The sequence below is a fragment of the Oricola sp. genome (assembly GCF_022763245.1).
In the GTDB taxonomy this organism is placed as follows: Bacteria; Pseudomonadota; Alphaproteobacteria; order Rhizobiales; family Rhizobiaceae; genus Oricola.
The window spans coordinates 220,101-241,861 of record NZ_JALEGV010000012.1 but is presented as its reverse complement, the minus strand read 5'-3'; the positions used below and the strand labels follow the sequence as shown (position 1 = coordinate 241,861).

Below are 21,761 nucleotides of genomic sequence, written 5' to 3'. Positions count from 1 at the left end.
CCGGGCAGACTACGAACCATAGACCGGCTTCGGCGACGGCCGTTCGGCCAGCAATTCGCCGATCTTCTCGCCGATCTCGGCGGCTTCCCAGCGGGTGCCCTTGTCGAATTCGGGGCCGTCCGTCCATCCGAGGCAGACCCGGATCATGCCGCCGAGCAATTCGAATACCTGGCCGGTCACATTCGCCGAGCGTTCGCTGCAGAGCCAGGCGACAAGCGGGGCGGTGTTTTCGGGCGCGAAGATGTCGAAGGCGCCTTCTTTCGGTTTCATCGCCTCGGCGAAGGCCGTCTCGGTCATGCGCGTGCGGGCGTTCGGCGCCAACGCGTTGGCGGTGATCCCGTAGCGGCCAAGTTCGGCCGACTGGACGAGCGTCAGGGCGGCGATGCCGGCCTTGGCGGCCGAATAGGCGCTCTGGCCGACGCTGCCCTGCAAGCCTGCCCCCGACGAGGTGTTGATGATGCGGGCATCGACCTTCTCGCCGGCCTTGCTGCGCGCCCGCCAATAGTCGGTCGCATGGCGGCTGATGCAGAAATGCCCGCGCAGGTGAACCCGCAGCACGGCATCCCATTCGTCCGGCGTGCAGGACACGAACATGCGGTCCCGGACGAACCCGGCATTGTTCACGACGCCATGCAGGCCGCCGAACGTGTCGAGCGCTGTCTGGACGATCCTGCCGCCGGCCTCGTAGTCGGCGACGTCGTCGAGATTGGCCACGGCCTCGCCGCCCATGGCCTTGATCTCGTCGACGACCTGCTGGGCGGGCGTCTCGGCGGTGGCGTCGCCATGTGTGCCGACGCCGAGGTCGTTGACCACGACCTTTGCGCCTTCGGCGGCGAGGCCGAGGGCATAGGCCCGCCCGAGCCCGCGCCCGGCTCCGGTTACGATGACGACGCGATCCTGGCAGAGTCCGCCCATGATGATTTCCCTCTAGTTCCTGTTGGCCGACAGGCGCACCGCACGGGCCTGTCCGGCGTTTCGCTTCCGGCCGGGCTCGGCCTCTGCCATCGGCTCGCATTCCACCAGATCGGCGAGACTGCGGTCCGCCAATCGCTGATATTCGCCGTCGCCATTGTTTCGCCAGCCGATCTGGCTCTCCGCCAGTTCCTTGACCGCACGGGCCGGGTTGCCGACGACCAGATGGCGCTCGGGCATGATGGCGTCGTTCTTGACGAGGCTGAGTGCTGCGACGAGGCTGTCTTCACCGATTTCGGCGCCGTCGAGAATGACGCTGTTCATGCCGATGAGCGCGTTCACGCCGACGATGCAGCCATGCAGGATCACCCCATGGCCGACCGTCGCGCCGCGGCGCACGATGCAGTCCGAGCCCGCCCCGGTGTGCAGGGTGCAATTGTCCTGAATGCTGGAATCGCCCTCGATCGTGATGCGCCCGAAATCGCCGCGCAGGGACGCTCCGGGACCGATATAGCAGCGCGGTCCGATCGTGACGTCTCCGATCAGCACCGCCGTCGGATGCAGATAGGTCGTCGGATGGACGACTGGGACGATGCCTTCGAATGCGTAGACGGGCATGTTACAGCCTTTCGATGATCGTCACGTTGGCCTGGCCGCCGCCTTCGCACATGGTCTGCAGGCCGTACCGATCGCCCCTGCGTTCCAGCTCGTAGAGCAGGGTGGTCATCAGCCGTGCGCCGGTTGCGCCGATCGGGTGTCCGAGCGAGATGCCGCCGCCATTGACGTTGACCTTTTCGTGCGGGATGCCGATTTCCTTCATCCACGCCATCGGGATCGAGGCAAAGGCCTCGTTGCATTCGAACAGGTCGATGTCGTCGACGCTCATGCCGCTCTTTTCGAGCGCGTGCTTCGTCGCCGGAATGGGCGCGGTCAGCATCCAGACCGGATCGTCGGCGCGAACCGTCATGTAATGGATGCGGGCGCGGGGCTTCAGGCCATGCTCCTTGACGGCCCGCTCCGAAGCGATGAGCAGCGCGGCCGCGGCGTCGCAGGTCTGGCTGGAGACAGCCGCCGTGATCCGCCCGCCCTCGGTGAGCGGCTGAAGTTCGGCCATCTTTTCGAGGGTGGTGCCCCGGCGTGGCGTTTCGTCGGCCTCCAATGCGCCGACGGGCACGATTTCCGGGACGAAACGGCCCGAGTCGATCGCATAAATCGAGCGTCGGTGGCTCTCCAACGCGAAACGTTCCATCTCTTCGCGCGAGCAATCCCACTTCTCGGCGATCATTTCCGCCGAACGGAACTGGCTGACTTCCTGGTCGCCGTACCGGGCGAGCCAGCCGGGCGAGGTGGAGAAGGGCGTCGGGAATCCGAATTGCTGGCCGACGATCATCGCCGCGGAGATCGGAATGGCGTTCATGTTCTGGACGCCGCCGGCGACGACGAGGTTCTGGACCCCGCTCATGACGCCCTGCGCGGCGAAATGCACGGCCTGTTGCGAGGAGCCGCACTGGCGATCCACCGTGACGCCCGGAACATGTTGGGGAAGGCCGGCGACAAGCCAGCAGGTTCGGGCGATGTCGCCCGCCTGGCTGCCGATCGTCTCGGTGCAGCCATACACGACGTCATCGACCGCGCCCGGATCGACGCCGGTCCGCTCCATCAGCGCCTTGATCGGAACGGCGCCGAGATCGGCCGAATGCATCTCGGCAAGCGAGCCCTTCTTGCGGCCGACGGGCGTGCGTATGGCGTCAATGATATAGGCTTCAGGCATCGCGCGCCTCCTTTGCGAATGTGTGCTCCGGGCCGAGCTCGCCGCCCAGCACCCGGCACGCGACGCGCTCGCGGTGGAAGGCCGGGGCGCCCCACCAGGTCTCGAGCGCGATGGCGCGTTTCAGGAAGAAATGGACGTCGACTTCCCAGGAATAGCCCATTGCGCCATGAACCTGGATGGCCGTGCGGGCGGAAAGGTCCGCAGCCTCGGCTGCGACCAGCTTCGCGTGTGAAATGCGGGCCCGGGAGTACATGTCCGCCTCCGGCAGGCTGGCCGCGGCGGCGTAGAGGATGGGTTTGGCGAACTCGATCTTGACCTGCGCCGTGGCGAGCTGGTGCTTCACGGCCTGGTAGGAACCGATCGGTTTGCCGAACTGGTGACGGTCCTTGGCGTAGGCGACGGCAAGATCGACGCATCGTTGCGCAATGCCGACCAACTGCGCGGCCGCGAACAGGGCTCCGCGGTCCAGCGCCGCGTCGAGCATCGACGCGGCATGCGCCGGATCGGCGAGGCGCGTCGCGTCAGCGGGCGAGAAATCGACGGCAAACAGGCGGCGGAAGGGATCGACGCTCGGCTGCCGCGCGAGTTCGGCCTTTTGCCGCTCGACGAGGAACAGGCCGTCGTCATTACCGATGACGAGCGCGCCGGCCGTGTCCGCATCGCACACGAAGAGATTGGAGGGATGTCCCGTGGCGACCGTGATCTCGCCGGCGAGGGCCTGTGCGAGCAATTCATTGTCGGGAGCGGCTTCGGCGAGCAGCGGCAGCGAGACGCCGGCATTTTCGACCAGCGGCTCGGGCAGGCAGGCGTAACCGCAGGCTTCCACCGCCAGGACGAAATCCGCGGCTTTCAGCCCGAAGCCTCCGGCGGTTTCTTCGACGAGCGCGCCTGCGAGCCCCATCTCGACGATCTTGGACCATCGGTTTTCGTCCCGCGCCTCTTCCGACGCCATGAGGCGTCTAAGATCGGCCGACTGGCACAGGTCCGAAAGGAGGTCGCGGACGACGCTCGCCGTCATGTCCTGTTCGTCGGTGAATCGGAAGTCCATTGGTCTTACGCTCGCGGCAGGCCGAGCATCCGCTCGGCGATGATGTTGCGCTGGATTTCATTGGATCCGGCATAGATCGGCCCGGCCAGCGAGAAGAAGTAGCCGTCGAGCCACTTGCCGACATCGCCGGCTGCCGGAGCCGAGCGCAGCAATTCCGCGCGTGCGCCCAGGATCGACAGCGCCGCCTTGTGCATGGCGATGTCCATCTCCGACCAGAATATCTTGTTGGTGCTCGCTTCGGCCCCGATCTGCCCGCCCGCGACGAGGCGCGACGCGGTGTTGTAGATGGATAGCGCATAGGCCTCGGCATCCATCCAGCTGCGCATCACCGTCGCCTTCACCGTCGGTTCCACCTCGTCTTCATGGGCGCGGTAGAGTTCGACGAGCTTGCGGGCCGCGACCTGGAACCGGGCCGGCGACCGGAGCATCAATCCACGCTCGAAGCCCGCCGTCGCCATGCAAATGCGCCAGCCGTCACCCGGATCGCCGAGCCGATTGAAGGTCGGCACGCGAACGTCTTCCAGGAAAATCTCGGCAAAACCGGTCTCGCCGTCTATCTGGGGGATCGGCTGCACGCGAACGCCCGGCGCGTCGAGCGGGAAGAAGATCAGCGACAAGCCCTTGTGGCGCTGCGATTCCGGATCCGTGCGGAAGAGGCCGAAGGCCCAGTCGGCGAAAACGGCGCGCGACGACCAGATCTTGTGCCCCTTGAGCACATATTCGTCACCGTCGAGGGTCGCCGTCGACTTGACGGCCGCGAGGTCGCTGCCGGCCTGCGGTTCGGACCAGGCCTGTGCCCAGATCTCGTCGCCGGACGCCATCGCGGTCAGGAAGCGGGCCTTCTGCTCCTCGGTGCCGTATTCCATCAGGGTGGGCCCGAGCAGGAAGATGCCGTTCTGGTTGACGCGCAGCGGCGCGCCGGCCCGGTAGTATTCCTCCTCGAAGATCAGCCACTGGATAAGATCGAGGCCGCGGCCGCCATAGCTCTCCGGCCAGGTCACCATGCCCCACCGGCCTTCGTTCAAGGCCCGTTCCCACGCCCTGTGCGCCTCGAAGCCTTCTCGGGTGAGGTCGAAGGAGGGAAGGGGGGCGGCGGGGACATGCGCTTCCATCCAGGAGCGCACCTCCTGGCGAAAGCGGTTCTGTTCGTCGGTGTATTGCAAGTCCACGCGTATGGATCCCGTTCAATTGAAACTCGGCGCGCGGCCGTCAGGACGAGCCGGCCTGCTTCTTGTTGGCGGACGCCATGCTCTTTGCGTCCTGTCCGCCCAGGCGGTCGCCCGTGGTCAGGTCGTTCTGGGCATGGGCGAAGTGATGCATGTGGTAATGCGCGTCCATCGCCGTGCGTTTGCCGCGTAGCTCCTCGACATGATTGATCGCCTGCTTCCCGAGCCAAAGGCCCAGCCGCGGGAAACCCGCCAGCTTGTCGGCCATGTCGCGGCCGGCCTGATCCAGTTCGTCGCGGGCTACGACCTTGTTGACCATGCCGAAATGATGCGCGCGCTCGGCCGGCATGCGCTCGCCCAGGAGGAGGAATTCCTTGGCGACGCGCGGGGGCAGTTCGAAGGCGTGCGCGAAATATTCGACACCCGGAATGCCCATCCGGATGACCGGATCCTGGAAGAAGGCGTCCTCGGTTGCGATGATGAAGTCGCACACCCATGCGAGCATGAGACCGCCGGCGACGCAGGCGCCCTGCACCAGCGCGATGGTCGGCTTCGGCGCGTCGCGCCAGCGCCGGCACATGCCGAGATAGACTTCGTGCTCGCGCGTGTAGAGGAATTCGGCTGCAGGCTTGTTGGTGTGGTCGGCCCACAGCAGCCGGCGGTCGAAGCTCTTGTCGACGTCGCGGCCGGGCGAACCAATGTCGTGGCCGGCCGAGAAATGCTTGCCCGCGCCTTTCAGGACGATCACCTTGATTGCGTCGTCATCGACCGCCCTCTTGAAGGCGTCGTCGAGGGCGTAGGTCATCTGCGAATTCTGCGCGTTATTGTAGGAGGGCCGATTGAGCGTGATCCACGCGATCGCCCCGTCCGCCTCGTAGAGGACGGGTTCATCCGTTTCGTAGGTGATGTCCGCCTTGCGCGGTTCGACGAGGTCGCTCATTCCATGCCCTTTCGCAGCTGCAGCATTTTACGGCGGGGGTCCGGACCGGCAATCGTCCAAAGAGACTAACGGTCGCGACGGCCACCTGCCAAAGCCGGGTGATACGCCCCGGTCACGCCGTCGCCGACAGGATCGTGTCGATCTCGGCGCGTTCTTCGGCGGTCAGTTTCCAGTCCGCCGCCCTGGCATTGGCGGTGACCTGCTCCGGCTTTGTCGCGCCGGCGATCACGCTCGAGACGACAGGCTGGGCGAGGAGCCAGGAGAAGGCGAGTTCGAGGATCGTGTGGCCGCGCGACTCGGAGAAGGCGATCAGCTTCTCGACGACGTCGAGCTTCTCGTCCGTCATTCCGCCCTTGAAGTAGGCCATGCTCATCCGCGTGTCGGCAGGCAGCGGCTGACCCTTGCGGTATTTCCCGGTGAGCAGGCCGCTGGCGAGCGGGAAATACGGCAGAAGCGTCATCTTCGCCGCCTGCATGCCGCGGAAGAGGTCCTGCTCCGCGCCGCGGGCGAGGAGGTTGTATTCCGTCTGCGTCGATTGAAGCGCCTCAAGCCCGAGATGCCGCGCGGTCCAGTTCGCGTCCACGAGTTGCCAGGCGGGCAGGTTGGAGCATCCGAGGTAGCGGACCTTGCCCTGGTGGACGAGATCGTCGAGGGCGCGCATGGTTTCCTCGATCGGCGTGTCCGGATCGGGGAAGTGGTATTGGTAGAGATCGATATAGTCGGTCTTCAGGCGCCGCAGGCTGTCTTCAACGGCCTTCATCACATAGCCGCGCGACCCGTTGTAGCGATTGCTCTTTTCGCGATTGAGCGGCGAGGCGAATTTCGTGGCGAGCACGATGTCCTTGCGCCTGTCGCCGAGCACTTCGCCGATCGTCTTTTCCGAGCCGCCGTCGGCACCGTAGGAGTCGGAGGTGTCGAGCAGGGTGATCCCGGCATCGAGCGCGGCATGGATGACCTTGCGCGAGCCTTCCAGATCGAGGCTCTGGATCATCCCGCCGAAATTGTTGCAGCCGAGGCCGACCACGGAGACTTCGAGGCCCGAATGGCCGAGAAAGCGCGTTTCCATGTAGTTTCTCCCTTGGGTTTTCGGTCTAGTGGCCGGCCCGGATCAGGTCGGCGGCTTTTTCGGCGACCATGATGGTTGCCGCGTAAGTGTTTCCATTCACCAGAACGGGCATCACGGAGGCGTCGGCGACGCGCAGATTTTCAACGCCGCGCACGCGCAATTGCGTATCGACGACTGAGGCATCGTCCGATCCCATCCGGCAGGTGCCGACCGGGTGGTAGTGGGTCACCGCGGTTCGGCGAATGTCGTCCTCGATCTCGGCCTGGGTGCTGGTCGGTCGCTCCGGTGACAGTTCGCGTCCCAATATGCGCTTCAACGGCCCGGCCTGGACGATCTCGTGAACGCGCCGCGCGCCGCGTGCAAGGATGTCGATGTCGCGAGGATCGGAGAAGTAATTGGGCGTAATCGCCGCATGCGTGGCGGGATCGGCCGATTTCAGCCGGACCGTCCCGCGGCTGAAGGGCGAGCCGTGGTTGAGAAGCAAGGTGAAGCCGTGTTCCGCGGGCAAGATGCCGAGGACGCCCGGCTTGCGGCGGACAACCGGCGCGGGCGCCATGCAGACCTGGATCTCGGTTTCGCCGTCGCCCTGATCGGCGTGGAAGAAGCCCGAGGTCGGAAACAAGCCCCGGCTGAGCACGCCCTTGCGGCCCAACGCATACTGCAGGCCCGCCGAGAGCGCGCCCGCGGGTCTCACATGGCTGTAGGCGCTGACGGGCTCGGTGACGGTGTACATCAGCTTGTACATCGGATGGTTCTGCAGATTGCGGCCGACTTCGGGCCGGTCGGCTTCGACGGGAATGTCGAAGGCGCGCAACTGCCCCGCATCACCGATGCCCGACAGCATGAGAAGCTGGGGCGAATTGACCGCGCCGCCGCACAAAACGACGCTGCGTGCTGCCATTGCGCGCCGCCGTTCGCCTTCGTGGATGAATTCGATGCCGGCGGCTGCCCCGTTTTCGATGAGGATGCGTGTCGCGAGCGCTTGCGTGAGCACAGTGACATTGCCGCGTTTGAGCGCCGGGCGGAGATAGGCCGCCGACGTGCTGGACCGCTGGCCGTTGCCGATCGTCATGTCGACATGGCCGAAGGCCTCGGGAATGTCATTGTTGAGGTCGTCGGTCAGCGCGAAGCCTGTGTCCCGGGCGGCTTCGAGAAACATGTCGCAGACCGGGGCAGTCGCCCTCCCGGCGCTGACCTGCAGCGGGCCGTCGCCGCCATGCAGGTCGCTGGCGCCGCGCTCGTTGGTCTCCGCTTTGCGGAAATAGGGGAGCACGTCGTCATAGCTCCAGCCGGTGCAGCCGTTCGCGGCCCAGCGATCGTAGTCGCTGCGGTGACCGCGCATATACATCATGCCGTTGATCGAGCCGGATCCGCCGACAACCCGTCCTTGCGCCCAGTAGAGGCGCCGGTCTCCAAGCGCCGGTACCGGCTCGCTCTCGTATGCCCAGTTGTAGCGCGGATCCGTTCCGGTCGCGACATTGGCGGCCGGTATCCGCATGATGAGCGCGCTGTCCGAGCCTCCGGCCTCGATCACGCCAACGGCCACCGCGCGATCCTCGGCGAGCCGTGCGGCGACCACGCATCCGGCGGCGCCGGCTCCGACGACGACATAGTCGAATTCGAGTGTTTTCATGGCTGCAATCGTCGTCCGGCTTCGCGCGCCAGAACGCCTTCGGGGAAGGGCCGGGCCGTGTGTTCCGCCAAGAGGGTTGCGAGCGGTTGTCTGATCTCGGGCATCTCGATCCGTGCGGACTTGCGCTTGCCCAGATCAACATGGATCGAGATCGCATCGACCAGCGCGGCCCGGTAGCCCTTCTCGACATTCCACAATTCATGGAAATGATGGACCCGCCGAAAATCCGACCAGAGGACCCGGCTGCGCGCCTCGACCGCGTCGCCGAGAAGCAATTCGCGCTCGTAGAGAACGAAGCGTTCGAGCCGGAAGAAGCTGAGCCCTGTGCGGTGGATGTAGGCGTCATCGATGCCGAACTCGTCGAAGAAGCGCATTTCGGCGATATCGAAGAGCGAATCGTACCAGGAGACGTTCATGTGCTCGTTGGCGTCGATCCAGTCGGCAGCGACGGTTCCCCTGTAGGTGACCGTGTAGCCGCGAGCTTCGACCGGCCGTTCGGTGGGGCCGGGATCGCGCGTCGGCTTCTGGTCATCAGGGGATGACGTCACGCGAAAGCCTCGTTGACCTCGTCGGCCTTGAGCTTTTCGTCAAGTTCGTTCGCCGCACAGGAGAACTTGACGGTGCCGCGCTCGATGATCATCGCACGGTCGGCATAGGGTGCGGTCACCTTGAGGTGCTGCTCCACGATGATGACGGCGGTTCCGCTTTCCGCCCATCGGCGAAGGAATGCCAGGATCGGCGGGAGCAGGGCCTGAGCCAGCCCCATCGACGGCTCGTCGCACAGGAGAACCTTGGGCTGAGCGACGAACGCCTGGCCGAGCGCCAGCATCTGCTGCTGTCCGCCGGACAGGTCGCGCGCGTAGGCCCGGTGCTTTTCCTTCAGGATCGGAAAGACCTCGTAGATCTCGTCCACGGCCTTGGCGAAACCTGCGCGCTCACCCGGGCGGGCGGCCGCGCCCATGCGCAGATTGTCGTAGACACTGAGCTCCGGGAACACGCGATGGCCGTCCAGGACGAGACGCAGACCGGCCTTCGCGATCGCCTCCGGCGCCATGCCCTGCAGGGGCTTTCCGTCAAGGACGATCTCGCCCTTGTCGGGTTTGTTGAACCCCGCGATCGCCCGCATCAGGGTCGATTTGCCGGCGCCGTTCTCGCCGCCGACGAGGAGAATCTCTCCGGATTGAACGGACAGCGACACGTCCTCGATCACCGGCACGATGCCATAGCCGGCGTAAAGGTTCTTCACGTCAAGCAAGGCGACCTCCAACAAACATGTGCTGCACAGCGGGATCCTTCGCCATCTCTTCGGGCTCGCCTGAGGCCACGACGCTGCCCTGTTCCATGACCGTAATGCGGTCGGCGACGTTCCAGACGAGGTCGAGATCATGCTCGACCAGGATGATCGTCTTGCCCATCTTGCGCGACAGGAAATGGACGAGCTTGGCGAAGTGTTCCCGTTCGCTTTGCGAGAGACCCGCGGCGGGTTCGTCGAACAGGATGATCTTCGCCTCCTTCAGCATCGCCCGCATGACCTCGGCGAGGCGGCGCTGGCCATGCGACAGCAACTCGGCGCTGTCCTGGCTGAACTCCGCTTCGAGCGCATTCGCGAGTTTGACGATGTCTCGGCCGGGTTCGCCCTCCGCGGCATCCATGCCGATCTTCAGGTTTTCCCACAGCGAGAATTCCCGAAAGATCCTGGGGGTCTGGAAGGTCCGGCCGAGGCCCATATTGGCGATGCGGTCGGCGGACATGCGCGTGGCGTCCTTGCCGTCGATCAGGAAGGATCCCGCGTTGAGGCGCGACAGGCCGGACAGGACGTTCAGTAAGCTGGTCTTGCCGGAGCCGTTCGCCCCGATGAGACCGTGAACTTCGCCCTGGCGCACGGACAGATCGACATTGTTGACGGCGACGACCGCGCCGAACCGCTTGGTGCCGCCACGCACCTCCACGGCGATCTTGTCGGTCGGCTTGTGCTCGTCCTCGCCCTCAAGGCCGTCGATGAAGGAATCCAAGCGGAAGCCCTGTTCACCACGGCCGGTGACGCCGCGCGTGACGCGCCAGCGCTCGATCGTGCCGACGATGCCGTCGGGAAACAGCATGACGGTGACCAGGGTCAGGATGCCGTAGATCAGCAGGCGGTATTCCACAAACTGCGCCAGCAGGATGTTCGGCAGGATGAAGACGATCCACATGCCGACGATCGGGCCGAGCATCTGTCCGCGTCCGCCGACGACGACCGCGAAGAAGAACACGAAGGACAGTTCGACGTTGAAGCCCTGCGGACTGACGAAAGAGACGGTCGGCAGGTACAGGAGACCGGCGACGCCCGTGCCGATGGCGGCGATGATGAAGGCCAGGAAGCGCATGACGCCGGGGCGGATGCCCAGTGTCCGGGCGGCTTCCGGGCTGACCGCCGCGATGCGCAACTGGCGACCCAGCCTGGAGCGGCGGATCGCATAGTGGATGCCCAGTGCGAGCATCGGATAGAGCGCGACGAGAAACGAAAGCAGCGAGATCCCGGCGATCGGCTCCTCGTGAATCCAGGGGATGGACACCGAGATGCCGTTGATGCCGTTGGTCCACTTGTCCATCGACATCAGCAGCTGCGGGAACACGATCGCCGCCGAGAGGGTGACGAAGCCCAGATGGAAATACTGCACGCGAAGCGCGGGCAGGGCGAACAGCAATCCGCCGAGGAACGCGGCGAACAGACCGATCAGGCCGGCGACCGCGAAGGAATATTCGTGCAGGCCGAAGAAGATCGCGGCGACATAGGCGCCCAGTCCGAGGATGACGCCCTGTCCGAAGGATTTCTGGCCGGCATCCACGAACAGGAAGTTCTGGAAGATCGCCACCGCGATGTAGATGTTGACCAACTGGAACGTGTGGACCCAGTAGGCGTTGCCCATGATCGACGGCCCGAAGCCAGTGATCGCGATGAGCGCGATGCCGATCCAGACCTGGGGAAGGTCCGAACTGAACCGCGGTTTCGTTTTGGCTGAGGCGTTCATGGCTGCTCCCGACGCCGTTATCGTTTCTGACGTTGCCACGGTTACACGCGCCTCGCCGAAGTGCGGCCGAACAGGCCTTGCGGCCGGACCATCAGGATTGCGACCAGGACGGCCAGGGAAGCGAGATCCTGATAGGCCCCGCCGATGCGGTAGGCGGTCAGCATGGTGATCACGCCGACGAGTGGCCCGCCGATCAGCGTCCCGAGATTGCTGCCGATCCCGCCGACGACGGCCGCGACGAAGCCGTTCAGCACATAGCGGAGACCCGCGTCGGAACTGACCGAGATCACCGGTGCGACGAGGAACCCGGCGGTGCCGATCATCAGGCCGGAGATCGCGAATGCGACGAGTTGAAGCCTGCGCACCGGAAGTCCCGCCGCGCGGGCAGCGTCAAAGTCCTGCGACAGGGCGCTGATCGCCAGGCCGAGGAAGCTCTTGCGCAGGAATATCCGCATCGCGAAGAACCAGAACAGCATGCACACGATCGCCAGTCCGTATGCGCCCGGCGTTCGGACACCGAGGATGCGGAACGGGGGCACGACCGCCTGGACGGAATAGGCGAAAGGCCCCTGCGTGATCAGCAGGATCGCCCCGACGATCACCGAGACCGCCACGGTGGAGATGATCCATGAATCCTGTTCCACCGAGGATCTCAGCGGCAACAGCGTGATCCACCCCTGGAAGGCGAGCACGACCGCGACGAGGACGCCCGTCACGACGAGCATGGCAAGCCACCAGCCGATGCCGACATTGTTGGCCAGGAAGAACGCGGCATAGCCGCCGAGCACGAGCATGTTTCCCTGGGCGAAGTTGAGAATGCCCGTGGCTCCATGCACGATGTTGAAACTCATCGCGATCATCGCGAAAATCGACCCAATGGCGATCCCGCGCACGACGATGATGATGATTTCGCTGAGCATGCCTCCTCCGGATGTCTCGGCCTGTTTCGGGCTTCCGCCTGCCGTTTGTCGAGGCGGGCTTCAGATTGTCACGACAGCTTCGCGATCTTCAACCGCAATGCATCGGCTGAACGGACTACGATGACGTCCGCGCCGCGTGCCGCTCGACCAGACGGCGTGCGCCGGCAATCGAACCGCGCGCCGCGCTCTCCACGTCGAGGGCGGCGAATTGCGGGGAAATGATCTCGACACTGACGGGCACGTCCGCGCCGGCCCGGTTGAGACTGTCGAGAAAGGCGTCGAGGTCGAAGACCCCTTCGCCGCAGGGTTTGCGGCGTGTCGTGTCTTCCGACAGGGCTCCATGCACAGTCTCCTCGGCGTCGTTGACCTGAACGCAGAAGATACGGTCGCCCGGAATTCGCTCCACCTCGCTCAGCGGCACGCCGCCGCGAAAGATGTGCCAGGAATCGACGACGAGGCCGGCATTGTCGATGCCGTCGATCATGTCGAGGGCAGTTTCAACGTCTGGCACGTCGCTCCACGGCACGATTTCCAGGGCGACCTTCAAGCCGGCGTTGCCCGCTCGCCGGCAGAGCCCGGCGAGGCGTTCCTTCATGACGGCGCGGGGAATGCCGCGTCCCTGGAAGTCGGAGCCGATGTTGAAGCTGTCCGCGCCATAGGCCCGCGCCGCGGCGTGCAGGGTAGCTTCGTCGGCGCGGGCCTGTTCGGAGTCCGTCCCGTCGAGAAACCAGTCGACCAGGAATTCGAGCGAGACATGTCGCATGCCATGACGCTGGAGCACCTCGCGCAGATCCTCGTCCTTGTGGCCGGCCTCCTTCAGGGCGCGATAGTCCCTGAAATGCAGGCACATTCCGGTGTAACCGGCCGCCGCGCAGGCCGCGACACGCTCCTCGAACCCGTGCCGTGCCGGGACCGGCCCACCCGGCATCACGCCGCTGATCGTATGGGAGCTGCAGATAAGGTCCCGATGGATCGTCATGGTCTTGGTCCCTTTCGGTTGCTCGCCGTAGTGTGAGAGCGGGCGTTTCCGGTGTTGTCGGAGGGCCGATGGACGCCGGTCGTCATGCCGTCCTGCCATCCGGGGAGGAACGGCGCCACAGGAGGTAGCATCCGGCGGCAAGGCTCACCATCGCGACATCGACGGCAGCGAGACCCAGGGACGGATCGGCGACAAGGCTGATGAAGAGCGAGGCGAGCAGGCCGAGGCCCATCGTCATGAAGCCGCTCATCGCCGCGGCTGCGCCGGCCTGCTTGGCGAAGGGCGAGAGACAGGCCGTGTACATGCCCGGCAGGACGAAGGCATTCGCGAAGATCATCGTCGTCACCGGCACAAGCACGCTGGACAGCCGCGGCGATGTGGTCGTCAGAAGCACCGCCATGCAGAGAGCGCTGGCGACCAGCAGAGACAGGCCGAACGGCACCAGGCGAAAAGCGCCGAAGCGTGGAATGAGCACGCGCACCAGGATGGCGCCCAGGAAATACCCGCCGGACACGAACAGCATGAACAGTCCGAATTGCGCGGCATCGTAGCCGAGCTGGCCCATGATGATGAAGGACAGAACCGTGGACTGCGCATAGAAGGTCGCGACCGCTCCCGAGACGGTCAGGGCCGACCACAGGAATTCGCGGTGGCGCAGGATGGCCCCGTAATCCTTCACGATCATCGACAGGCCCGCTTCGTCGAGGCCTTCCGGTCGGGTCTCCAGAAGCTTGAAGTGAACGATCACCATCGAGGCGATCCCCAACAGGAACATCAGCACGAAAGGGGCCTGCCAGCCGGCCAGCACGATCGAGCCGCCGCCGATGGCGGGCGCGACCATCGGCCCCGCTCCGAGCACGATACTGGTGATGTTCAACACACGGGCCGAGCTGTCTCCGGTGAAGAGGTCGCGCACGATCGCCCGCGCGATGACCATTCCGGAGGCGGCGCCGATCCCCTGCAGCAGACGGGACCAGATCAGGATATCGATCGTGGACGCCAGCAACGTGCCGATCGAGCCGGCGATGAAAATCAGCAGAAAAGCCTGGGCGACGGGCTTTCGGCCGAACCGGTCCGACAACGGGCCGCCCAGTAATTGCGCGCCGGCATATCCCGCGAAATAGATCGAAAGCGTTCCCTTGACTGTGGCCTCGTTCGCGTCGAAGGCCTCGGCGATCATCGGCATGGCCGGCGTGTAAAGTGCAAGCGCCAGGGGACCGATGCTCGCCAGCATGCCGCCAAGCAGCGCCACCCGTCGCTCATTCATGATCCGACGGTTCACCGTTCGCCACTCAGTTGCTCCCTGTCGACGCGAGCTTTCGATGAATGCCGTGTGTCGAGCATCGTCCGTTGCGACTAGGGGGCCTGCAGAGGTGGCGACTGCAGAATATCGCCGGCACTGACGTACACGCCCTACGCGCACGTCTGGCGGATTCTTGAATAGACTGTCGTGGAGAATGGAGTTTTTGGGGTAGATGGTAGCGGAGGAGGGACTTGAACCCCCGACACGCGGATTATGATTCCGCTGCTCTAACCGACTGAGCTACTCCGCCACGGCGGCAAGGCCGCGCAAGCCGGGCGGATATAAGGTGTCGATGTTTTGCCTGTCAAGCGGGGATGCGGCGAATGGCGTCTTGTTTCGAGCCGTCAAAAACGATTAAACGCGCGCACGCAAACCTCTTTCCCGCCGGACAGGATCATGAACGACACAAAAGGCCCGAGACTCGCAGTGATCGGCTGCGGTTATTGGGGCGCCAACCATGTGCGCACGCTGGGCGAGATGGGCGCGTTGCATGCCGTCGCCGACGTCAATCTCGAACGTGCGGAAACGTTGGCCCAGCCGTTCGGCGCCAAGGCCGTTGCACCCGATGCGGTCTTTGCCGATGCTGACGTAGATGCGGTCGTACTGGCGCTGCCGGCTCATCTTCATGCCGAGTTCGCGCTTCGCGCCATTGCGGACGGCAAGCATGTCTTCGTCGAGAAGCCGCTGTCGCTGTCTTCGACCGACGGCGCGAATGTGGTCGAAGAGGCCGCGACGGTCGGCCGTATCCTGATGACCGGCCACATCCTTCGCTATCACAACGCGTTCGTGACGCTTGCGGAGCGGATCGCGGCCGGTGAGCTCGGTGACATTCGTTACGTGCAGAGCCATCGTCTCGGCTTCGGCAAGTTCCATGCCCGCTTCGACGCGCTCTGGGACCTGGCCCCGCACGATCTCTCGCTGATTCTAACGCTCGCCAGGGGCGAACCCGAACGCGTGCGCGGCGAGCGCCGTGGGGTGTCGATCGGCACGACTGACCTTGCGCATGTGCATCTCGATTTTGCCGGCGGGCTGGGGGCGCATGTGCATGTGTCGCGCCACAGCCCCTATCGGGAACGCCGCTTCACGGTGATCGGATCGAAAGGCATGGCGGTCTGGGACGACCTGGCCGACTGGCCGCGCAAGCTCGCTCTGTTCCGCCACACGATCGATCCGAACGGGACGAATTGGGATTTCTCCTTGAGCGAGCCGGAATACGCAGACTTGACGCCCAACATGGCGCTCACCGACGAGCTGGCGCATTTCATTGCGTGCATCGAAAGCGGTGAAACGCCATTGACCGACGGCCGGCAGGGCGTGGCCGTCCTGCGGGTGCTTGAACAGGCCGGCGCCTGACGGGCGGGGCTTGTTCACCGGTCGTTACAAACGGTCCGAGGTATTGATGATCCGCGGCCTTTACGGTTGCCCCGAATCCGCGATAAGCGGCGAAAGGGGCAAGAGGTGCGTCGTTCGCATGACATGAGCAGCGGCGCCGAAGTGGGGAATTGATGCAATTCATTGATCTCGGCGCACAGCGCGCTCGTATCGAAGGCCGTATCCAGAAAGCGATCGAAGATGTTGTCTCCAGCGGCGCCTATATCCTGGGCCCGCAGGTCGGCGAATTCGAGCGTCAGTTGGCGGATTATGTCGGCGTGAAGCACGTGATCGGTTGCGCCAGCGGTACCGATGCGTTGCAAATTCCCCTGATGGCCAAGGGCATCGGCCCGGGTGACGCGGTCTTCGTGCCGAGCTTCACCTTTGCCGCGACGGCCGAGGTCGTCGCTCTGCTGGGCGCCGAGCCGGTCTTCGTCGATATCGACCCCGTAACCTACAATATGGATGCACAGTCGCTGAAGGCGGCGATCGCGATGATCGAGGCCGAAGGACGGTTGCAGGCGAAGGCGGTCATTCCGGTCGATTTGTTCGGCCTTGCTGCCGATTATGCGTCGATCAATCGGGTCGCCGCGCAGCACGGTCTGCTGGTGATTTCCGATGCGGCGCAATCGATCGGCGGCGAGTCGGACAACAGGCGCTGCGGCAGCTTCGGCGAAGTCGCCTCGACGAGTTTCTATCCTGCCAAGCCCCTCGGCTGCTACGGGGATGGCGGCGCTGTGATGACAGATGACGACGAGCTTGCCGACGTGATGCGGTCGGTCGCATTTCACGGCAAGGGGTCCAGCCAGTACGACAATGTGCGCATCGGGCTGACGTCCCGGCTCGACACGATCCAGGCCGCAATCCTCATCGAGAAGCTGGCAATCCTCGAGGATGAGATGGAAGCGCGCCAGCGCGTCGCGGCGCGTTATCACGAGGGGCTGGGCGACGTGATCGTCGCGGCCGCGAACCCCGCCGGCGCGCGGTCGGCCTGGGCGCAATATGCGATCGAACTCCCGGAGCGCGACCAGTTGCAGGCGCATCTGAAGTCGCAGGGCATCCCGTCGGTCGTCTACTACGTCAAGCCGTTGCACCGGCAGGTCGCCTATGAGCATTACCCGGTCGCGCCTGGCGGTTTGCCGGTCACCGATTCGAAGCCGGGATCCATCCTGTGCCTTCCGATGCACGCCTACCTGTCGGACGACGATCAGGATCGCGTCATCGGCGAGATTCGCGATTTCGTGATGAACAGCCCGGAGCGACGTGCCGCAGCTGAGTGATCGGCCTCAGCCGGCTTCGGCGAGCACGGTATCCAGTGCTTCGAGCATGCGCTCGGCCTCAGGCGACTTTTCGGTGCGGTCGATGAAGCCGCCGCCGAGCACGCGCGCGCCAGCGCCTTCACCGTCATAGAGCACGCAGGCCTGTCCGGGCGCCACGCCGGTCTCGCCTCCGACGAGCCGGACGCTGACCTGCCCATCTTCGTGGTAGAGACGCGCCGGGGCCGGGGGGCGGGTGGAGCGGACCCGTGCGAGCACGTCAGTCCCCTCTGCCGGGATGGCACCAAGCGGCGTCTCGCCCAGCCAGTTCACGTCACGCAGATGCACGATGCGGGTCTCCAGCGCCTCGCGCGGACCGACAATGACACGACGCATCCGCGCATCAAGCTTCACGACATAGAGCGGTTCGCCGGTTGCCACGCCGAGGCCTTTGCGCTGGCCGACCGTGTAGCGCAGGATACCCTCATGCCGTCCCAGCACGCGGCCATCGACATGCACGATGTCGCCGGCGAGCGCCGCGTTCGGGCGCAGCCTGGTGATGACGTCGGCATAGTTGCCGTTGGGCACGAAACAGATGTCCTGGCTGTCGGGCTTGTCGGCCACTGCAAGGCCCATCTCGACAGCGCGCCGGCGGGTTTCGTCCTTGGTCATTTCGCCGAGCGGAAAGCGCAGGAAATCGACCTGCTCCTGCGTCGTCGCGAACAGGAAGTAGCTCTGGTCGCGATCGGCATCGACCGGTCGGAAAAGGGCGCGGTGTGGGCCGACTTGGCGCGAATGGATGTAGTGACCGGTCGCCAGCACGTCGGCGTCTAGATCGCGCGCAGTCTTCAGGAGGTCGGCGAACTTGACCGTCTGGTTGCAGGCCACACAAGGGATCGGCGTTTCGCCGGCAAGGTAGGAATCGGCGAAATTGTCGATCACTGCCTCGCGGAAACGGCTCTCATAGTCGAGCACGTAATGCGGGATGCCGAGCGTTTCGCAGACCCGGCGCGCATCGTCGATATCCTGGCCGGCGCAGCACGAGCCTGTCTTCCGCACGGCCTCGCCATGGTCGTAGAGCTGCAGCGTGATGCCGATCACCTCATAGCCCTCGGCATGCAGCAGGCCGGCGACGACAGACGAATCCACGCCTCCCGACATGGCAACTACCACGCGCGTGTCTTCCGGCTTCTTGTCGATATCGAGCGAGTTCATGGCATTCATTTCACGGTTTCGCGCTGCATATAGCGGTGAAGGCCGCATTCTTCCAGCGGCAGGTCTGACGCGCAGTCCCCCAAGGTGGGGAGGGTCCGGTTATTACCAAATGCCTACCATCTCTTTAGGTGTTTTTTAAAGCTGTGGCCGTAATGTGGCGATGTTGAAGGTCCTTGAGTGTGTAGTGAGTGCAATGACCGACCAGATTCGACCACGCGTCAAATATGTGATCGGGCCCGATGGTAGCCCTCTCACGATCAATGACCTGCCACCCGCTTCCACGCGGCGCTGGGTCATTCGCCGAAAGGCTGAAGTTGTTGCCGCCGTACGCGGCGGACTTCTCAGCCTTGAAGAAGCCTGTCAGCGTTACACGCTGACGGTTGAAGAATACCTCTCCTGGCAGGCTTCGATCGATCAGCATGGTCTCGCCGGCCTGCGTACCACGCGAATCCAGCAATATCGCCACTGACGGGCCGCGCCCGTTCCTCCGGCGTCAGCCGGCCCAACAGACCTTGCCGACTGGCGGGGTCTGAGGAGCGATCGCGTTTCGCCTTCAGGATCCGACTTGCCTTGATGAATGAAGGGCAGGGTCGGTGCCGCTCTGGCGACGTGCCCCCTTGAAGGTGAGGGTGTTGCTGCCCGCGTTTACCTGATCAGCGCTGTGGCGACAGCCGCCGTGACGACCGACGTGGCGTAGAACCAGAGACCGGGCTGAGTGAAGGCGTCTGCGAGGCCCGAGGTCTTGGCGGCGACGATCACCAGCGCCACCACCAAAACGTCCATCATGGACCATTTCGAGACAAGGCCGAGAAGCCGGTGCATGCGCGCGCGCATGCGCGGGTTGCCGTCGGTGCCTGTCATCACGACCTGGGCGGCCAGGATCTTGCCGGCAGGAAAGACGATGGAGAAGAGGGCCACCACACCTGCCAGCAGGGCGTCGCCGGATGTCCATAACTGGCCGACCATCTCGATCAGCGACGGTGTTCTTGAGAAGAAGACAAGGTGCTCGAACCGCAGGAGCGGTTGAGTGATGCCCAGGGCGAGCGAAAAGGCGGATATCGCAATCAGTACGGCAATCAGGATGCGCATGGCGCGCACCTAGGAAGATTGCCGTTACAAAAGCAAGACCGGAACGCCGGCGGGCGCGGGCAATCCCGCGCCGGGCGTTATCCGATCATCATTTTGGGCTGGTTTTCGGCATCGGCCCCGTCTTCGCCGATGCGCGCCTCGCGCACTTCCATGCGTTCGGCCTTCTGCAATTCGTTCTCGGCCTCCAGCAGTTCGGCTTCCGCCGAGTCCTTTTGCTGTTTCAGGTCGCGGATCGAGGTCGCCAGATTGTCGCGACGCGTGCGCGCGGCCTTGGCGAAAGTCGGGTAGGCGAAGTGATTCTGGTCGCTGATGCCGGACTTTTTCTCTTCTGCGATGATTTGCGCGTCGAGCTCGTTGGCCATGCGCTCAAACTCGCCGATCATCGTCTCGAGTTGCATGACCTGCCGGTGTTTTTCGGCAACTTTGAACTGTCGAAGTCGGATCATGTTGTTCCGTGCTTTCATACGCAATACTCCCAAGTCCGGAAAACGCTGCCGGCCACTTACAATATGCAGACGTTGATGAACGATTTGTAAGCGCGGGGCCGATTCCGCCCCGTGGTAACACTTCGTTTACGTCCTCCGTTAATGATAGGCCGTAACCTTTAAGGCAGGGTAAACCCCGAGCGCCTTTCCACAGTGCCGAATTCGGCGAGTCATTTGAGTCGCTTAGCTCGGTTTCTTAATGTTCTGATTCCGGAAATTTGGATGGGAAAGCGTCGTAATTTCAAATGCCTGAGGGAACGGATTAATAGGGTATGAAATCTTGCCGAAGCGGAATATGTTTTGTTAACCATTCCGTGCCAGCCTATTCGCGGGCAGTTTTGATTCTGCCCCGGGATCGGACACACTGGTTTGCCGGGCGCAGGAGAAGGGGATAGAAATGCGGGTTTTGCTCATCGAGGACGATAGCGCGATCGCCCAAAGCATCGAACTGATGCTGAAGTCGGAAAGCTTCAATGTCTACTCCACGGATCTCGGGGAGGAGGGCGTCGATCTCGGCAAGCTCTACGACTACGACATCATTCTTCTCGATCTGAATCTCCCCGACATGTCGGGTTACGAGGTGCTCCGCACGCTGCGTCTGTCCAAGATCAAGACACCGATCCTGATCCTGTCCGGCATGGCCGGCATTGAGGACAAGGTTCGCGGTCTTGGCTTCGGCGCCGACGATTACATGACCAAGCCGTTCCACAAGGACGAGCTGGTGGCCCGCATCCACGCGATCGTGCGCCGCTCGAAGGGCCATGCCCAGTCCGTGATCACGACCGGCGACCTGGTGGTCAATCTTGACGCCAAGACCGTGGAAGTCGGCGGCCAGCGCGTGCATCTGACCGGCAAGGAATACCAGATGCTGGAGTTGCTCTCGCTGCGCAAGGGCACGACCCTGACCAAGGAGATGTTCCTGAACCATCTCTATGGTGGCATGGACGAGCCGGAACTGAAGATCATCGACGTCTTTATCTGCAAGCTGCGCAAGAAGCTCGACGCCGCATCCGGCGGGATCAACTACATCGAGACCGTCTGGGGTCGCGGCTATGTGTTGCGCGAACCCGACGACGTTTCCATGGCCGCGAGCGCCTGACGGCTCGCCCCTTCGTTTCGTCAAAGAAAAAAGCCCGGTCGTTTCGGCCGGGCATTTTCACGTGTGCGGGGGCTGCATTGAAACTGAAAGCCCGGATTCCCTTGACCGGGCCGGGCTATGCCGCCGTGCGGAATTCCAGGAGCGAGCGTGTGAGCTGCAGCCGGTCGAACGGCTTGAGCATGAAATCGTCCGCGCCGGCACGCTTCGCCTTCGTCATCTGAGCAAGATTCATTTCCGTCATCATGACGATGATGATGGGCTGCGTCACGTCGCGCATCTCGCGAATGCTGCGGATGAAATCCGTCACGTCGATATCCGGAAGTTCGGCATCGACCAGGACGATGTCCGGTGCCTCCGTGCCGAGCGCACCGAGACCGGCGCTGCCGCTTTCGGCACCGATCACCTTGTCCTGCAACGACGTCAGAATCCGCTTGGCGACCTTTCTGACGATGGCTGACGCATCAACGATCAGATAGCGTGGCATGGACGCTTCCTTT

22 protein-coding genes and 1 tRNA gene are annotated in these 21,761 nt (G+C 63.9%); 4 read left to right on the top strand and 19 right to left on the bottom strand.

Going from position 1 to position 21,761, the window contains the following annotated elements:
- Positions 1 to 9: 9 nt before the first annotated feature.
- From MRY80_RS05405 to MRY80_RS05335, 15 genes are all read right to left on the bottom strand, one after another.
- Positions 10 to 915 (bottom strand): SDR family oxidoreductase, encoded by a 906-nt coding sequence (locus MRY80_RS05405; RefSeq protein WP_293288795.1) that lies wholly within the window; start codon positions 913 to 915, stop codon positions 10 to 12.
- 12 nt (positions 916 to 927) lie between these two features.
- Positions 928 to 1,530, bottom strand: a complete 603-nt coding sequence (locus tag MRY80_RS05400) for a phenylacetic acid degradation protein PaaY (RefSeq protein ID WP_293288793.1) — start codon at positions 1,528 to 1,530, stop codon at positions 928 to 930.
- Between the two features lies 1 nt (position 1,531).
- Complete coding sequence (locus MRY80_RS05395; protein ID WP_293288791.1) at positions 1,532 to 2,683, bottom strand: acetyl-CoA C-acetyltransferase; 1,152 nt, start codon at positions 2,681 to 2,683, stop codon at positions 1,532 to 1,534.
- Positions 2,676 to 3,731: an acyl-CoA dehydrogenase family protein gene (locus tag MRY80_RS05390; RefSeq protein WP_293288789.1), complete on the bottom strand. Its 1,056-nt coding sequence runs from the start codon at positions 3,729 to 3,731 to the stop codon at positions 2,676 to 2,678. The genes MRY80_RS05395 and MRY80_RS05390 overlap by 8 nt, the downstream gene beginning before the upstream one ends.
- 5 nt (positions 3,732 to 3,736) lie before the next feature.
- Positions 3,737 to 4,900 carry an acyl-CoA dehydrogenase family protein gene (locus MRY80_RS05385; protein WP_293288787.1) on the bottom strand — a complete coding sequence of 388 codons (1,164 nt, stop codon included), beginning with the start codon at positions 4,898 to 4,900 and terminating at the stop codon, positions 3,737 to 3,739.
- A 40-nt stretch (positions 4,901 to 4,940) separates the two neighbouring features.
- Positions 4,941 to 5,837 (bottom strand): enoyl-CoA hydratase, encoded by an 897-nt coding sequence (locus MRY80_RS05380; RefSeq protein WP_293288785.1) that lies wholly within the window; start codon positions 5,835 to 5,837, stop codon positions 4,941 to 4,943.
- A 112-nt stretch (positions 5,838 to 5,949) separates the two neighbouring features.
- Positions 5,950 to 6,903 carry an aldo/keto reductase gene (locus MRY80_RS05375; RefSeq protein WP_293288783.1) on the bottom strand — a complete coding sequence of 318 codons (954 nt, stop codon included), beginning with the start codon at positions 6,901 to 6,903 and terminating at the stop codon, positions 5,950 to 5,952.
- Positions 6,904 to 6,928: 25 nt separating this feature from the next.
- On the bottom strand, positions 6,929 to 8,536 hold the full coding sequence (locus MRY80_RS05370; RefSeq protein ID WP_293288781.1) for a GMC family oxidoreductase N-terminal domain-containing protein: 1,608 nt from the start codon (positions 8,534 to 8,536) through the stop codon (positions 6,929 to 6,931).
- Positions 8,533 to 9,084, bottom strand: coding sequence for a thioesterase family protein (locus MRY80_RS05365; protein ID WP_293288779.1), 552 nt, complete (start codon positions 9,082 to 9,084; stop codon positions 8,533 to 8,535). The genes MRY80_RS05370 and MRY80_RS05365 overlap by 4 nt, the downstream gene beginning before the upstream one ends.
- The gene (locus MRY80_RS05360) at positions 9,081 to 9,782 is read right to left on the bottom strand and encodes an ABC transporter ATP-binding protein (protein ID WP_293289621.1); all 702 of its coding nucleotides are present in this window, start codon (positions 9,780 to 9,782) and stop codon (positions 9,081 to 9,083) included. The genes MRY80_RS05365 and MRY80_RS05360 overlap by 4 nt, the downstream gene beginning before the upstream one ends.
- Before the next feature lies 1 nt (position 9,783).
- Entirely contained in the window at positions 9,784 to 11,547 is a 1,764-nt protein-coding gene (locus MRY80_RS05355) for an ATP-binding cassette domain-containing protein (protein ID WP_293288777.1), read from the bottom strand.
- A gap of 41 nt (positions 11,548 to 11,588) precedes the next feature.
- On the bottom strand, positions 11,589 to 12,467 hold the full coding sequence (locus MRY80_RS05350; RefSeq protein WP_293288775.1) for a branched-chain amino acid ABC transporter permease: 879 nt from the start codon (positions 12,465 to 12,467) through the stop codon (positions 11,589 to 11,591).
- 115 nt (positions 12,468 to 12,582) lie between these two features.
- Positions 12,583 to 13,446: a sugar phosphate isomerase/epimerase gene (locus MRY80_RS05345; RefSeq protein WP_293288773.1), complete on the bottom strand. Its 864-nt coding sequence runs from the start codon at positions 13,444 to 13,446 to the stop codon at positions 12,583 to 12,585.
- Between the two features lie 82 nt (positions 13,447 to 13,528).
- The gene (locus tag MRY80_RS05340) at positions 13,529 to 14,713 is read right to left on the bottom strand and encodes a multidrug effflux MFS transporter (protein ID WP_293288771.1); all 1,185 of its coding nucleotides are present in this window, start codon (positions 14,711 to 14,713) and stop codon (positions 13,529 to 13,531) included.
- A gap of 209 nt (positions 14,714 to 14,922) precedes the next feature.
- A tRNA-Met gene (locus MRY80_RS05335) sits at positions 14,923 to 14,999 on the bottom strand.
- 47 nt (positions 15,000 to 15,046) lie between these two features.
- Between MRY80_RS05335 and MRY80_RS05330 the strand changes: the two genes are divergently transcribed.
- On the top strand, positions 15,047 to 16,102 hold the full coding sequence (locus MRY80_RS05330; RefSeq protein WP_346433383.1) for a Gfo/Idh/MocA family oxidoreductase: 1,056 nt from the start codon (positions 15,047 to 15,049) through the stop codon (positions 16,100 to 16,102).
- 152 nt (positions 16,103 to 16,254) lie between these two features.
- A complete protein-coding gene (locus tag MRY80_RS05325; RefSeq protein ID WP_293288770.1) occupies positions 16,255 to 17,400 on the top strand; it encodes a DegT/DnrJ/EryC1/StrS aminotransferase family protein in 1,146 nt (381 codons plus the stop codon).
- 6 nt (positions 17,401 to 17,406) lie between these two features.
- Here the strand turns inward: MRY80_RS05325 and mnmA are convergent, their stop codons facing one another.
- Positions 17,407 to 18,600 (bottom strand): tRNA 2-thiouridine(34) synthase MnmA, encoded by a 1,194-nt coding sequence (gene mnmA / locus MRY80_RS05320; protein ID WP_293288768.1) that lies wholly within the window; start codon positions 18,598 to 18,600, stop codon positions 17,407 to 17,409.
- 184 nt (positions 18,601 to 18,784) lie between these two features.
- Here mnmA and MRY80_RS05315 point away from each other — a divergent pair, with 184 nt between their 5' ends.
- Positions 18,785 to 19,060 carry a DUF1153 domain-containing protein gene (locus MRY80_RS05315; RefSeq protein ID WP_293288766.1) on the top strand — a complete coding sequence of 92 codons (276 nt, stop codon included), beginning with the start codon at positions 18,785 to 18,787 and terminating at the stop codon, positions 19,058 to 19,060.
- Between the two features lie 176 nt (positions 19,061 to 19,236).
- Here MRY80_RS05315 and MRY80_RS05310 read toward each other — a convergent pair whose 3' ends face one another.
- Complete coding sequence (locus MRY80_RS05310; RefSeq protein ID WP_293288764.1) at positions 19,237 to 19,680, bottom strand: paraquat-inducible protein A; 444 nt, start codon at positions 19,678 to 19,680, stop codon at positions 19,237 to 19,239.
- A gap of 77 nt (positions 19,681 to 19,757) precedes the next feature.
- Positions 19,758 to 20,144 carry a flagellar export protein FliJ gene (locus tag MRY80_RS05305; protein WP_293288762.1) on the bottom strand — a complete coding sequence of 129 codons (387 nt, stop codon included), beginning with the start codon at positions 20,142 to 20,144 and terminating at the stop codon, positions 19,758 to 19,760.
- 418 nt (positions 20,145 to 20,562) lie between these two features.
- On the opposite strand from MRY80_RS05305, the gene ctrA reads away from it, so the two are divergent.
- Positions 20,563 to 21,264, top strand: a complete 702-nt coding sequence (gene ctrA / locus MRY80_RS05300; protein ID WP_293288760.1) for a cell cycle two-component system response regulator CtrA — start codon at positions 20,563 to 20,565, stop codon at positions 21,262 to 21,264.
- Between the two features lie 115 nt (positions 21,265 to 21,379).
- On the opposite strand, the gene MRY80_RS05295 is transcribed toward ctrA, so the two are convergent.
- Positions 21,380 to 21,748, bottom strand: coding sequence for a response regulator (locus MRY80_RS05295; RefSeq protein WP_293288758.1), 369 nt, complete (start codon positions 21,746 to 21,748; stop codon positions 21,380 to 21,382).
- Positions 21,749 to 21,761 lie beyond the last annotated feature (13 nt).